The sequence below is a fragment of the Corallococcus sicarius genome (assembly GCF_003611735.1).
Lineage (GTDB): Bacteria > Myxococcota > Myxococcia > Myxococcales > Myxococcaceae > Corallococcus > Corallococcus sicarius.
In genome coordinates, this window is record NZ_RAWG01000264.1 from 1 (window position 1) to 13,620 (window position 13,620).

At 70.9% G+C, this 13,620-nt stretch carries 14 protein-coding genes; 4 read left to right on the forward strand and 10 right to left on the reverse strand.

The genetic code is table 11. The annotated features are described in order from the left end of the window. The 3 genes from D7X12_RS30935 to D7X12_RS30945 form a co-directional block, all read right to left on the reverse strand. Nucleotides 1-452, reverse strand: a 452-nt coding sequence (locus D7X12_RS30935; RefSeq protein WP_120628844.1) for a hypothetical protein, incomplete at its 3' end; no start/stop codon positions are given. Between the two features lie 3 nt (nucleotides 453-455). Continuing rightward, entirely contained in the window at nucleotides 456-1,277 is an 822-nt protein-coding gene (locus D7X12_RS30940) for a lipase family alpha/beta hydrolase (RefSeq protein ID WP_120628845.1), read from the reverse strand. Nucleotides 1,278-1,356: 79 nt separating this feature from the next. Continuing rightward, nucleotides 1,357-2,118: a glutamine amidotransferase gene (locus tag D7X12_RS30945; RefSeq protein WP_244224880.1), complete on the reverse strand. Its 762-nt coding sequence runs from the start codon at nucleotides 2,116-2,118 to the stop codon at nucleotides 1,357-1,359. An 87-nt stretch (nucleotides 2,119-2,205) separates the two neighbouring features. Between D7X12_RS30945 and D7X12_RS30950 the strand changes: the two genes are divergently transcribed. The 4 genes from D7X12_RS30950 (at nucleotide 2,206) to D7X12_RS30965 (ending at nucleotide 6,976) form a co-directional block, all read left to right on the forward strand. Then, nucleotides 2,206-3,693 carry an aldehyde dehydrogenase family protein gene (locus D7X12_RS30950; protein ID WP_120628847.1) on the forward strand — a complete coding sequence of 496 codons (1,488 nt, stop codon included), beginning with the start codon at nucleotides 2,206-2,208 and terminating at the stop codon, nucleotides 3,691-3,693. A gap of 66 nt (nucleotides 3,694-3,759) precedes the next feature. After that, nucleotides 3,760-5,223 carry a glutamine synthetase family protein gene (locus D7X12_RS30955; protein ID WP_208719389.1) on the forward strand — a complete coding sequence of 488 codons (1,464 nt, stop codon included), beginning with the start codon at nucleotides 3,760-3,762 and terminating at the stop codon, nucleotides 5,221-5,223. Between the two features lie 10 nt (nucleotides 5,224-5,233). Then, nucleotides 5,234-6,418: an iron-containing alcohol dehydrogenase gene (locus D7X12_RS30960; protein ID WP_120628848.1), complete on the forward strand. Its 1,185-nt coding sequence runs from the start codon at nucleotides 5,234-5,236 to the stop codon at nucleotides 6,416-6,418. Between the two features lie 156 nt (nucleotides 6,419-6,574). Further along, nucleotides 6,575-6,976 (forward strand): ATP-dependent DNA helicase, encoded by a 402-nt coding sequence (locus D7X12_RS30965; RefSeq protein ID WP_147443853.1) that lies wholly within the window; start codon nucleotides 6,575-6,577, stop codon nucleotides 6,974-6,976. Between the two features lie 80 nt (nucleotides 6,977-7,056). On the opposite strand, the gene D7X12_RS30970 is transcribed toward D7X12_RS30965, so the two are convergent. The 7 genes from D7X12_RS30970 to D7X12_RS31000 all read right to left on the reverse strand — a co-directional run. Next, complete coding sequence (locus D7X12_RS30970; protein ID WP_120628850.1) at nucleotides 7,057-7,620, reverse strand: hypothetical protein; 564 nt, start codon at nucleotides 7,618-7,620, stop codon at nucleotides 7,057-7,059. Nucleotides 7,621-7,770: 150 nt separating this feature from the next. Then, nucleotides 7,771-9,606 carry an ArnT family glycosyltransferase gene (locus D7X12_RS30975; protein ID WP_120628851.1) on the reverse strand — a complete coding sequence of 612 codons (1,836 nt, stop codon included), beginning with the start codon at nucleotides 9,604-9,606 and terminating at the stop codon, nucleotides 7,771-7,773. Further along, the gene (locus D7X12_RS30980; RefSeq protein WP_120628852.1) at nucleotides 9,603-10,553 is read right to left on the reverse strand and encodes a hypothetical protein; all 951 of its coding nucleotides are present in this window, start codon (nucleotides 10,551-10,553) and stop codon (nucleotides 9,603-9,605) included. Before D7X12_RS30980 ends, D7X12_RS30975 begins: the two co-directional genes overlap by 4 nt. Continuing rightward, nucleotides 10,540-11,052 (reverse strand): zinc metalloprotease, encoded by a 513-nt coding sequence (locus tag D7X12_RS30985; RefSeq protein WP_120628853.1) that lies wholly within the window; start codon nucleotides 11,050-11,052, stop codon nucleotides 10,540-10,542. Before D7X12_RS30985 ends, D7X12_RS30980 begins: the two co-directional genes overlap by 14 nt. Nucleotides 11,053-11,083: 31 nt before the next feature. After that, nucleotides 11,084-12,049: a CarD family transcriptional regulator gene (locus D7X12_RS30990; protein WP_120628854.1), complete on the reverse strand. Its 966-nt coding sequence runs from the start codon at nucleotides 12,047-12,049 to the stop codon at nucleotides 11,084-11,086. 78 nt (nucleotides 12,050-12,127) lie between these two features. Further along, on the reverse strand, nucleotides 12,128-12,343 hold the full coding sequence (locus tag D7X12_RS30995) for a hypothetical protein (RefSeq protein ID WP_120628855.1): 216 nt from the start codon (nucleotides 12,341-12,343) through the stop codon (nucleotides 12,128-12,130). A gap of 118 nt (nucleotides 12,344-12,461) precedes the next feature. Next, nucleotides 12,462-13,620 (reverse strand): PEGA domain-containing protein (locus tag D7X12_RS31000; protein ID WP_120628857.1); only part of this gene is annotated, 1,159 nt, incomplete at its 5' end.

Here is a 13,620-nt window from a genome sequence, read left to right on the forward strand (position 1 = left end):
ACGGGGGTGGGCGGGGCACCCAGTTGGGCTTCGAGCCGGTCGAGGCAGGTGCGCATCAGGGGGCGCTTGATACGGCCCTGGGTGGCTTCACCCAGGCCCAGCATCTGTTCCGTCAACCAGCGGGTGAGGAAGAGCAGGGGGACGCGGTCGTCCGGGGACAGGCCCCGCTCCAGGTAGCGCTTGTTGCGCACATAGTCGTCGAAGGCGTCGAACTCGCGGGCCAGGTCCCAGCGCGCCAGGCGCAGGGCCTCCGTGTAGACGGCCGGGTCGGGGCGGCGGGTGACCTCCGTGAACAGCGGGGCGAACTCGCCCAGGGTCGCCGCATCCAGGTCCTGGACGGGCGGCGGCCACGCCTGGAGGTCCTTGGCGAGCAGCCGCGCCACCTCGTCCAGCAGGTGGTCCACGAGGGGGATGGGCTTGAGGTCGAAGAGGTGGTCCCAGCGCGAGGGCATGTGTCAGGGGCCAGCGGCGGCGGCCTGGGCCACCGGAAGGGGAGGGTGCGGGGCGGAAGACGCGGGCGCCGCGTCGTCAGCATAGCCCAGGGCCAGCTCGCGCCGGATGACCTCCCACACGGCCCGGCGGGTGAGCAGCTCGCCGTGGGGCACGCCGGACAGCTCCACGTTGAAGACGTTGGGCTGGCCATCCACGGCCAGCACGGAGGAGGGGTACTTCGCGATGACGTCGTCGCGCGAGTAGATGGACGTGAGCCGCACATGGCGGGGGAACGCGCCCTCGCCCAGCCTCTTGATGAAGGGGGACACGGGCGTGAGCTGCCACATGCTGCGGCTGAACCAGCCGAGCGTCGCGCACCCCAGGTACGCCATCCGCGTGCCCCGGTGCGGCGTGCCCAGGGTGATGAGGCTCCGCACGCGCGCGTCCCCACCCAGCCGCTTCACGTAGTACGTGCCGATGAGGCCGCCCTTGGAGTGGCCGATGATGGTGAGCGGCCCCATCTCCGGGTGGCGCTCGTAGAGCCGGTCCACCTTGCCGCGCACCTTGCGCGCCAGCTCGTCGATGCGGTGCGTGTTGAAGCGGTCCATCGTGCCGCCCAGGTGGATGGACCAGACGCAGTAGCCCTCGCGGCGCAGGCGGTGCTCCAGCACCTCCAGGACGCGGCGGGTGCTGAAGAAGCCATGCAGCAGGAGCACCGGCCGGGGACAGCGCTTGAAGTCCGTGCGCCGCACGACCTGATTGCCGCGCGGATCCAGGTCCAGGTAGCTGGTCAGGTACTTCAGCTGACACCGCAGCTTCCGGTACTGCATCACGAACGGATTCATGGCCGCTCCCGTCCCGCGAGGGAAACCTAGGGAGCGCACCGCGCCACGGCCCGGATCCGCGCCGGGCCTCTGTCCGCTTTCAGGCGGTGAAGTGTTCGAGGAAGTTCAGCAGCACCCGGTGCGCGAGCGGCGTGGGGGTGATGCCGGACAGCAGCCGGGGCACGAACTCCCCTGAGGGCACGCCCTTCTCCTGGGCCAGCGCGTTCAGCTTCTCCTCGCGGGCGAGGATGACCGCGCGCATGGCGTCCGTGGGCATCTCCGGATGGAACTGCACGCCGCGCACGTTGGGGCGGAAGGCGAGCGCCTGGTATGCGGTGTTGGCGTTGCCCGCGAGCACCGTGGCGCCCTCGGGCAGGCGCGAGACGATGTCCTCGTGGGTGGCCTGGACGGCGAAGCGCTCTGGCAGTCCGGTGAAGAGCGGATCCGCGCGTCCCTCCGGGGAGAGCGTCACCTCCACGGTGCCCGTCTCGCGGCCCTGGGGGTTTCGCGTCACCTGTCCGCCGTACTGCTCGGCGAGGAGCTGTTGGCCAAAGCACACCCCGAGCACGGGGATGCCCTGCTCGCCCGCCTCCGCCATGAAGGCGCCAGCGCGCTCCATCCACGGCTCGCGCTGCGTCACCGACAGGGGCGAGCCCGTCATCATCACCGCGTCGTAGCCCCGCGCACTCTTCGGCAGGGGGGCGCCCTGGTGCACCGGGAGGATGTCGAAGCGGCGGTTGGACAGTCCGATGGTTTGCAGAAACCACCGCTCGTAGTCGCCCACCGACAGCCGCACGGAGGCCGCGGCGTCGCCGGCTTTCAGCAGCAGGACGTTCTTCATGGGGGCAGCTTGCCGCGTCATGGACCCATTCCTACCGTGTCGTGCCGTCCGTGTCCGGTGCCCGCCACTTCACGTAGCGCGCGCGCCGTGCTCACCCGAGGCCTCGCCATGACCGACGCTCGTTCGCTCACTCCCAAGCTCCCTGTGCTCAAGCTGTTCATCGACGGGCAGCATGTGGACCCCGTGGAAGGCGGCACCTTCGCGGTGACCAACCCCGCCACCGGGCAGAAGCTGTGCGACGTGCCCGCCGGCACCGCCGCCGACGTGGACCGCGCCGTGAAGGCCGCGCGCCGCGCCTTCGAGTCCGGGCCCTGGGGGAAGATGACGGGCCGCGAGCGCGCGAAGCTCATCCGCAAGCTGGCGGACCTGCTCTACGAGCGCCGGGAGGAGTTCGCGCTCGTCGAGTCGCTGAACAACGGCAAGACGTTCAAGGACGCCATCCGGGGCGACGTGGCGCCGGGCGCCGCGACGCTCGCGAACTTCGCCGACATGGCCAGCGGCATCCGGGGCGAGGTGCTGCCCGTGGACGGCCCCTTCCACACCTACGCGCTCAAGGAGCCGGTGGGCGTGGTGGGCGCCATCATCCCGTGGAACTACCCTACGTGCATGCTCGGCTGGAAGCTGGGCCCCGCGCTGGCCGCCGGCTGCACGGTGGTGGTGAAGCCGTCGGAGTACACGCCGCTCACCGCGCTGAAGCTGGGCGCGCTGGCGATGGAGGCGGGCTTCCCGCCGGGCGTCATCAACGTGGTGACGGGCCTGGGCGACCCCGCGGGCGAGGCCATCGCGCGGCACCCGGACGTGGACAAGATCTCCTTCACCGGCTCCGGCCGCACCGCGCGCCGGCTGCTCCAGGCGTCCGCCGCGAGCAACCTGAAGAAGCTGACGCTGGAGCTGGGCGGCAAGAGCCCGCAGATCATCTACCCGGACGCGGACTTCGACCGCGCGGTGGACGCGTGCTTCTGGGGCATCTTCGGCAACAAGGGTGAGACGTGCAACGCGGGCAGCCGCGTGCTGGTGCACGAAGGCGCCTATGAGGCGTTCGTCGCGAAGCTCGCGGAGAAGGCCCGCGTGCTGAAGGTCGGCGACCCGCTGGATGCGACCACGGAGATGGGCGCGCTCGTGAGCCAGAAGCAGATGGACACGGTGCTTGGCTACATCGAGAGCGGCAAGCAGCAGGGCGCGAAGCTGCTCGCGGGCGGCGGGCGCGACACGGAGGGCTTCAAGGCGAAGGGCTGCTTCGTGAAGCCCACCATCTTCGGCGACGTGAAGCCGGACATGAAGATCGCCCAGGAGGAGATCTTCGGGCCGGTGCTCAGCTGCCTGCGCTTCCGCGACGACGCGGAGGCCATGGCCCTGGCCAACGGCACGCCCTACGGCCTGGCCGCGTCCATCTGGACGGGCGACGTGGCCAAGGCGCACGCGCTGGCGAAGCAGGTGAAGAGCGGCGTGGTGTGGATCAACTGCTTCAACGAGTTCGACGATGCCGCGCCCTTCGGTGGCTACAAGGAATCCGGCTGGGGCCGGGACCTGTCGCACTACGCGCTGGATGGCTACCTCCAGACGAAGGCCGTGTGGACGAAGCTGCCGTCGCCCTGAAGCCCGCGCCGCCGTCGCCCCGTTCCACCTGAAGACATCCGCATGACGAAGAAAAGGAAGGTCCCCATGGCGTCGCGTCCCAAGGCCAAGGTGCTCACCCATCCGGCGATGGCCCGCCGGGCCCGAGCGAAGGAGCGCAGCGAGGGCACGGAGCGCGCGGCGTCCTCCCAGCAGGGCGACCTGGACGCCCTGCGCCGGTGGATGGACGAGAAGGGCGTCCGCAAGGTGAAGGTGGGCGGCGTGGACGTGGATGGCGTCTGGCGCGGCAAGTACATCTCGCTGGAGAAGTTCTGGAGCGCCGCGAAGAGCAACATGGGCTTCTGCGACGTCGTCTTCGGGTGGGACCTGCGCGATGAGCTGCTCGACAACACGAAGGTGACGGGCTGGCACACGGGCTACCCGGACACGCCCGCGAAGGTGGACCTGTCCACCGCGCGCATCATCCCGTGGGAGCCGGACACCGCGGCGTTCCTGCTCGACTTCGTGAACCCGGACGGCACGCCCTACGAGGCGAGCCCCCGGCAGCTGCTGCAGAAGATGGGGCAGCGCGCGCGCAAGCTGGGCTTCCTGCCGAAGTTCGGCTCCGAGTACGAGTTCTTCATCTTCAAGGAGGGCCCGCAGAGCCTGCACGACAAGGGCTTCCAGGGGCTCACGCCGCTGACGCCGGGCATGTTCGGCTACTCGTGGCTGCGCACGTCCATGAACGCGCCGCTGGTGCATGCCATCATCGACGGCTGCAACGCGTACGGGCTCAACATCGAAGGCTTCCACACGGAGACGGGCCCCGGCGTCTTCGAGGCCGCCATCCGCTACGACACGCTGGAGCTGGCGGCGGACCGCGGCGCGCTGTTCAAGACGGTGGTGAAGGAGATCTGCGCGCGGCACGGCGTGTCCGCGTGCTTCATGGCGAAGGTGGACCCGAAGCTGCCCGGCTGTTCCGGGCACGTGCACCAGTCGCTGTGGGACCTGAAGGGCGAGGACAACCTCTTCCACGACCCGTCGGAGAAGCACGGGATGAGCCAGCTGATGCGGCACTACATCGGCGGGCAGGTGGAGCTGATGCCGGAGCTGACCGCGCTCTACTGGCCCACCATCAACAGCTACAAGCGCAGCGTGGAGAACACCTGGGCGCCCACCACCGCGACGTGGGGCCTGGAGAACCGCACCTGCGCCATCCGCGTCATCGGTGACAGCGGCAAGTCCATGCGCATCGAGTACCGGCAACTGGGCGCGGACATGAACGCGTACATCGGCATGGCGGTGAGCCTGGCCGCCGGCCTGTGGGGCATCGAGAACGAGATTGAACCGCCCGCGCCGGTGCTCTCCAACGCCTACGCGGCGCAGAACACCAAGCCCCTTCCGCGCAACCTGAAGGAGGCCGTGGCGCTCCTGAAGAACAGCGAGCGTGCGAAGGAGCTGCTGGGCGAAGGCTTCGTCGACCATTTCGTGCGCACCCGCGAGTGGGAGGTGCGCCAGTACGAGCGGGCGGTCACCTCCTGGGAGCTGGAGCGCTACCTGGAACTCATCTGAGGAGGACCCCATGAAGCCTTTCGACATTCCCACGGAGCCCCGTGTCACGGAGATGGCCTGGCCCACGCGCATCGTGTTCGGCGCGGGCGCGCTCCAGCGCCTGCCCGCGCACGCGACGCGGTTGAACATGAAGCGCCCGCTGCTGGTGACGGACGCGGGCGTGGTGAAGGCGGGCGTCGCCGCGCGCGTGACGGAGGTGCTCAAGGCCGCGGGCCTGGAGTGCGCCGTCTTCGACCGCGTGGAGCCGAACCCCACCGAGCGTGACGTGTTCGCGGGCCTGGAGGCGTACCGCGCGCACAAGAGCGACGGCATCATCGCCCTGGGCGGTGGCAGCGCGCTGGACGCGGGCAAGCTCGTGCAGTTGCTCACCACGCACGAGCCGCCGCTCAGCCGCTACGACGACGCGAAGGGCGGCGACCAGTACGTGCGCGACGACTTGCCGCCGCTCATCGCGATTCCCACGACGGCCGGCACGGGCTCCGAGGTGGGGCGCTCCGGCGTGGTGACGCTCGCGGACACGGGCCGCAAGACGGTCATCTTCAGCCCGTACCTCTTGCCCAAAGCGGCCATCATCGACCCGGAGCTGACGCTGGGCCTGCCCCCGTCCGTCACCGCGGCCACGGGCATGGACGCGCTCACGCACTGCATCGAGGCGTACCTCGCCAATGGCTTCCATCCGCTCGCGGACGCGGTGGCCATCGACGGGGTGATGCGCGTGGGGCGCTCGCTGGAGACGGCGGTGAAGGAGGGTCGCGACCTCGCGGCGCGCACGGACATGATGGCGGCGGCGATGGAGGGCGCCATGGCCTTCCAGAAGGGCCTGGGCGCGAGCCACGCGCTGGCGCACGCGCTCACGCCCATCTCCGGCGTGCCGCACGGACTGGCGAACGCCATCGTCCTGCCGGTGGTGATGGAGTTCAACCGCGCGGCGTGCACGGCGCGGCTGGCGCGCATCTCCTCCGCGCTGGGGGACACGTCCAACGCGCGCGAAGAGGTGCTCGCGGGCAACGCCATCGACCGCGTGCGCAAGCTGGCGGCGGCCGTCGGGATCCCCACGCGGCTGCGCGACGTGGGCGTGCAGGAGAAGGACCTGGAGCACATCGCGCAGAAGGCGTTCCTGGATGCTTCGCACCAGGGCAACCCGCGTCCGGTGACGGAGGCGGACCTGCTCGTGATGGCCCGCGAGGCGTGGTGAGCTGACTTCATGCCGTACTGATTTCAGATTGTTTCGCCAGGGGCCGCTCCGAGGGGAATCGGGGTGGCCCCTCGCCTTTGCGGGAGTGAATCGCGCCGCGCCTGCGCCGTCAGAAGGTTCAGAACGCAGCAACAACGCGGCTCACGGAGGCAGGTCATGAAGGCAATGCTCAAGAAGCTGGTGGTGGCGGTGGCGCTCGTCGCGAGCTCCCCGGTGATGGCGGCGGACTTCCACACGGCCTCCCCCCTCGTGAGCCGCCAGGACCAGTCCCGCATGCAGCGCGAGCGTCAGGCGCGCGAGCGTCAGGCCCGCCTGGAGCGCGAGCGTCAGGAGCGGGAGCGTCAGGAGCGCGAACGGCAGGCCCGGTTGGAGCGCGCGCGTCAGGAGCGTGAGCGTCAGGCCCGGCTGGAGCGGGAACGTCAGGAGCGCGAGCGGCAGGTGCGGATGGAGCGCGAGCGCCGGGAGCACGAGCGGCTGGCGCGGCTGGAGCGGGAGCGGCAGCAGCGTGAGCGGCTGGCGCGCCGGCACTCGAACTACAACGGTGGCTGGCTGAACTGATCAGCCCGGGGCAGGCCGCTAAAAGCCGTGACGAAGCCCGGGGGCGGGTCATCCACCCTCGGGCTTCTTCGCGTCCGGGCTCAGTCGGTGTTGGGCTCCACGGGCACCATGCTGCCCCCGCCGCCCACGGCGCCGGTGCCTCCGTCGGAGGTCACCACGCCGCCCGCGCCCACCACGCCGCCCGTCATCTCGGGCTCGCCCGTCTCCGGGGTGAACTCCAGCGTCTCCACGAAGACGCGTCCCGGCAGGCGCATGTCCATGGCGGTGACGCGCTCCTTGTCGCGCAAGTCGTAGAGCTGCTGCGCCACCGGGCCCGCCTGCACGCGCTCGTCGGAGAAGAAGACGTAGACGCGCACCTTCCCCTCCTGCACGGGCACGCGGAAGCTGGTGTTGGCGACGGGCTTGTTCGCGTCGCAGCGGATGGAGCGGTTCTCGCGCGTGAGCGTGAGCTGCCGGATGACGCCCTTCTCGGACATCGTGTACAGCAGGCAGTAGGGAAGCTGGCCCTCGGAGGGGATGACCTCCATCGTCGCCGCGCCCGTCTTCTTCAACTGGACCCGTGCGGACTTGTCGGGCGACTTCGCTCCGTCGCAGGCTGCGCCGCCCAACGCCAGCACCGCGAGCAAGACCGTCCAGCGCGTCATGAGTCCCTCCCAGGGATGGTGGAATGGAAAACCCTGGAATCCTACCCTGGGGCACGCAGTGTCCAGCCCACGACCGCGCCCGGACACGCACATGCGGGCGCCGAATGCATGGTCGTGCACATGGCTTGCCGCGTCATCCCCGGGCGGGGCCTATTCGGGGCGCTGGTAGACGATGACCTGCGGCGTTTCGTCCAGGTACAGCCCCGTCGCGGGCGTGCGCGTGCCGAAGGCCTGCCACGTGAGGAACTCGTGCTCGCGAAACTCCTGGTGGTACTGGTACGCGACGATGTCCGCGTCGGCCGGGCTGTTCACCGGGCGCACGTCGGTGCGCAGCATCCCGTTGCGCTGGTAGTCGCGGAACGAGAACCCGTTCACCTCGTGCAGGTAGATGCGCGCGCCCGGCTTCGCGTGTTCGTTGATCCACGGCAGCACGCCCGTCACGTGGCTGGACCAGAACTGCCGCTGCATGCCCAGCGTCGCCGCGCCCGGCAGCCCACCCGCCAGCTCCGAGTACGCCGCCGTCCCGTAGGGGAACACCCGCACCAGCCCCAGCAGGGCGGGCACGAGCAGCAGCGCGAACACCGGCACCGTCACGGCGAGCGAGGGCAGGGAAGGGCGGCGCGCCTTGAGCAGCTCCCACAGCGCGAAGCACCCGCGCGCCACCGCCGCGCCCGCGAGGATGCCCAGGAAGGGCATGGACGGGAACCAGTGCTTCACGCCGCCGAAGTGCGGGACCTGGGGGTGGCTGATGACGAGGATGGACGTCACCGCGTTGACGCCCACCAGGGCCTCGGTGGCCGTGGGCATCCGCACCCACTCCCGCGTGCGCGCGCTCAGGCTCAACAGCGCGCGGCCCACGAGCGCGGCGAACCCCGTCACCATGGGCGCGAAGAGGCTGGTGGGCACCGTCAGCGCCGTCTTCACCACCACGTAGGTGAGCGGGAAGGGCGGCCCGCGCATCAGCGTGCCCAGGTAGAACCAGGCGTAGTGGTTGTGCGTCGCGTGGAAGGCCAGGTACCACGCGGTGCGGTCCACCGGCGCGTGCCACAGGTAGGGCCAGTGCAGGTAGAAGAGCACCGGGCCCAGCACCGCCATCGCGGCCACCGGCATCAGCGCCCGCGTCACCGGGAGGCTCACGGAGCGCAGGTCCCTCAGCATCCACGCGCTGCCCACCGCGAGCCCCACGAAGAACAGCGTGTGCGGACTCAGGAGCAGGAACTTCTTCTGGAACGCGGCGCCTCCGCCCAGGAACACGAGGAGCAGGCCGTAGAGCACCGCCACCGCCGCGAACAGCCCCACGAAGCGGGTAAGCCGCACGCGGGCCTCCGGTGAGCCCTCGCTTTCGCTCCATGCCCGCCACAGCGCGAACGGCGTCAGCACGAAGGGCAGGAAGAGGGCGTTGTGCTTCGTCGCGAGCGCCAGGCCGAACGCCACGCCGCACAGGACGCCCCAGCGGGTGTCCTCCAGCGCGCGCCAGAAGCAGTACACGACGAGCAGCCACATCGCGGCCACCGGCATGTCGAAGGCCGCCAGCTCCGCGTTGAAGTACTGCCGGGGCACGAGCAGGAAGGAGAGGGCGGCGAACCACCCCGCGGTGCGGCCGTACAGCGCGGTGCCCAGCAGGAAGCAGAGCGAGGGCACCAGCGCCGCCATCGCGAACGCGGGGAGGCGGAAGGCCGCCGCGCTGCGCAGCCCCAGGCCGTCGTGGAAGAGCAGGTGGCTCAACCCGAACAGCGTCTTCATCAGCACCGGGTGCTCGTGGTTGTAGTCCCACGCGCGCACGATGGCGCTGTCGGTGAAGGCCTGCGCGGGCGCGCGCACGAGCAGCCGGAACCAGCTCGCGTAGCCCTCCGCCGCCGCGAAGTAGACGCTCTCGTCGCGCGTGAAGCCCACCGCGGCCTCGGTGCTCCACAGGGCCGCGAAGGCCAGCACCCACAGCGCCAGGGCCGCGAGCTTCTCGTCGCGCGTCGCTGCCCGGCCCGTCATGGCCGCACCCCCACCGCCGGCTCCAGCGCCATCACGTCCAGGCACACCTGCCGCGACTCCGCGTTGTCCGCCTGCACAAACACTTTCACCGTGCGCGGCGGTCCGGGTGGCAGCACCACCTCCGCCTTCTGCACGCCCTCGCGGCCCGGAGGAATGGGCACGTCCAGGAGGCGCTCGCCGCTGGCCGCGTCGTCCACACCCAGGTGCGCGGTGCTCAGGCGCGGGTCCTTCGGGTGCGCGAACTCGAAGATGATGCCGCCCTCCAGGCGCAGGCCCAGGCCGGCGGGGACGCCGTCGAACTCCGCCACCAGCCGCTGCGGCCCTCCCGGCGCGTGCATCCAGAGGCAGTGCCGGGGCTCGTAGAGGACTTCATGCCACTCCGGCGCGACGTACAGGTGCGCCGGGCCGGGGCAGCGGTGCACGCGCCCGTCGAACGGACAGTCGATGCGATTTCCTTGCGGCTGCTCCAGGTACACGCGCGCCTGGCTCATGGCTTCGGAGGCCACCCAGCGGCGGGGGCGGTGGCGGCCGTTCTCATAGAGGCGCAGGGACAGCGGGCCGTGGCGCGTCTCCGGGCCCAGCGCCTTGCGCCCGGGAAGGAAGGCCGCGTCGAACGCCTTCGCGTCGGAGCGGGGCAGCTCCGGCTGGCCCAGCACCCAGAGGCGCGGGTGCTCGCTCAGGTCGGCCCTGTCGGAATCGAGCCAGCCGTGCACGGGGAGGGTGGGCGGCACGAAGAGACGGGCGCGCTCGGTCCACCAGGGGAACAGCAGCACGCCGTCCCCGGGGCGCGCGTCCCGGGCCAGCACCTCCGCCACGGCGCGCGTGTCCGCGTCGGAGGGGAGGCGGCCCGGCAGCCGCAGCTGGAAGGCGAGGCACAGGAGCGCGACGAGCAGCAGGCCCCCCAACTCCACGAGGGGCAGGGCGCGCAGGGGCCTAGGACTTGGCAAGACGGATCTTCTGCTCGCTCTTTTCGCGGCAGAAGGTGCAGAAGATGTGGTCGCCCTGGTTGAAGGACGGCGTCCAGGGTGGGTACATCGAGCAGCGCGGATCCAGGCAGTGGTGCAGCTCCCAGAGCGTGCCCAGTTGGTGCAGCGCGTGGCGCGCGATGGCCTTGTAGCCCGTCTCCAGGTCCTTGTAGGGCGCGATGGTGAGCACCGCCCGGTCCTTGCCGTAGCGGGCAAAGCCGACCGTGGGCGCCTTGCCGCTGGGCAGCTCCCGGTCCTTCAGCTTGCGCGAGGTGAGCAGCAGCACCTTGTCGTCCTTGTAGGCCCGGATGCCCTTCACCTCGTCCAGGAGCTTCTCCGCGTCCAGCGGCTCGGACATGCCCGAGGGCACCTCCGCGGAGCCGCTGTGCTCGCTGCCCACGCCGAAGGCCGTGTAGAGCGTGCGGTTGAACTTGGCGAGCTGCTTGTCGTCAAAAGGGTCCAGCGTCACGACGCGAATCACGGGGCGTCACCTCGGCGGGAAGTTGAGCGGTTCACTCGCCCTCGGGCGGCTTGGCCTTGGGCGGACGGCCACGCTTCTTGGGCGCGGCGGGCTCCGCGGGTTCGGCGCCTTCAGGCGGCCTGGCCTTGGGCGGACGACCCCGCTTCTTCGGGGCGGCGGGCTCGGCGGCACTCTCCGCCGTGACCTCCGGCTTGGGCTTGGGCGGACGGCCGCGCTTCTTCGGGGCCGCGGGCTCGCCCTCCTCGGCGGGCTTCGCCTTGGGGGGACGGCCGCGCTTCTTCGGAGCGTCCTCGGACGCCTCCTCGCCGCCTTCCTCCTCCTCCGCGCCCTCCTCGGCGGACTCCTCCTCGGGCTCGGCGGGCGGCTCCTCGTCCGAAGGCAGGTCCAGCTCTCCGCCCTCCAGACCCATGAGGTCGCTGTCGAGGTCCAGGTCCTCGTCTTCGCCTCCGGGCCGCGCGAACTCGGCCGCGGTGCGCTTGGGGCGCTCGCGACCTGGCGGGAAGAGGACGATGTCGATGGAGTCCTCGGCGTTGGCTTCGGCGGTGCCCAGTGCGGCGGCGACCTCCATCACCAGCAGGTGCCGGGCGTTGTCGTAGAGCTCGCGCTCCTTGGTGGGCAGTGGACGCAGCTCGCTCAGGACCTGGAGGCCCTTGACGACCTCCGCCAGGCCCAGGATTCCGCCCTGGGTCATGCGGTCCAGGTTGGTGCGCGCGCGTTGCTTCCAATCCAGGTCGGCCTTGTCGCTGTCCGAGCGCAGGAACGCGTAGATCTCCTCCACGTCGGCGGCGCTGGCGACCTTGCGCACACCAATGGAGAGGATCTTGCCTTCCGGCACCATGACGACGGCACCGTCTTCCTCACGGCGCATGGTGACGAACGTGAGCTTCTGCCCGGCCACCTCCTTCACGTCGATGGCGGCGACGCGGCAGACCCCCTGGTTGGGGTAGACGACCCGGTCTCCAACGTTGAGTTGGAGTGCAGCGGACCCTTCTGGCATGTCCCCCTCGTGGGCGGGTGGGATGAGCACCAAAGCGAGCGGCGGTCGTAGCACCCTGCTTCGCCGGATGCCACGAGTTTACCGGGGAAGCTTGGTCATCCGTGTGGCATTGCGCTGAGCTTCCAACAGCTGACCCATCACTTCGTGCGCCTGGGCGTCCAGCACGGCGTCGATCTGGGCATCGGTCGGCCCCTCGTCCGCCATGCCTCCGGGCTGCGCGTCCACCCGAGTGGAAAGGCCCACCGTGGACAACACCGCGACTCCCAGCGCCAGCACCGCCATCAGCTTCTTCATGAGCGTCCTCCGTTGCGGCCCAGGGTAGGGGCGACGCCCGGATGATCAATTTTTCTGCGACAGGTCGCCCCCGCCCTGTAGCGACCCGTGGCGCGGCAAGGCCGTCCGCGACCGCGCGCTACTGCCCGAGCTGCTGGTGGTTCAATGGCGCCACCGGCGTCACTTCCAGGGTGAGGCCGCCGGTGTTGTCGCCCGGGTCGTCGTCCGGGAACGCGAGCCGCAGCCAGCGCGCGCCCCGAATCACCGTGGGCTGGTTGACGCCCAGCACCTCCAGGGTGCCGGGCCCGGTGGCCGGGCCGTCCCCCGCGCCGTGGAGCGCGAGCACCTGATCCACCGCGCCGCCAGCGAAGCCCCGGGTGCGCGCAGGCTCCGCGGGGGCGCGCACGACGACGCGGTAGGTGGTGGCGGCATCCAGCTCCCGCAGGGTGAAGGCCTCCTGCTCCGTGGGCGCGACGGAGTAGCGGCGCGGATCCAGCAGCAGGGTGGTGACGGCGCCGCTGGTCTGCTCGCGCACGTGGACATGGAGGGCGCCCCGGTTGTCGTCGGGGTGGCCGTCCCAGAGGAACACGTAGAGGACGGAGGTGTTCTGCAGCAGCACCTCCTCGCCGCCCACCACGCCGAAGCTGTCGATGGCGGGCAGCGCCTCGCCGCCCTCCAGGAAGTAGGCCGCCTGGGCCACCGGCATCGGTCCGCCCAGGGACACGCGCCCCTCCACGCGCAGGCCATACGTGCGGGAAGGGTCCAACCGCATGCGCGCCGCGACGGACTGGGGCACGCGGAAGGCGTGCGCGGTGGCGCTGAGCACGAACGGTCCGCCCTCCGCGTAGCGGGCGCCGGACGTGGCGGCCTGCCCGGTGCTGGCGCGGGGGTTGGCGCGGGGCGCTGGCGGGCGCTTCGGCGTCAGGCGGGCATGGACCGCGAGCGTGGTGCCGCGCTCGGCCTTCACGCGCTGGCTCCAGGGCACCTGGCCCGGCAGCGACACCTCCAGCACGTGCTCGACGTCCGAGGGAAGCTGGCTGATGAGCGTGGGCGTCGTCTCCGACAGCTCCCGGCCGTCCACGCGGATGGTGGCGCCCGCGGGCGACGAGCTGAGCTCCACCGCGAACGTGTTGCTGCTCCCCACGAGCAGGCCCATCCACATGGCCAGCAGCGCGCCCAGCACCGGAGCGCCCTGCATCGCCCAGCCGGGCAGCGTGCGGTGCCACGCGGACTGCGCTTCGGGCGGCGGGTCCCGTGGGGGCAAGGCCTGCGGGAGCACGGACTGGGGGGGCAGGGGC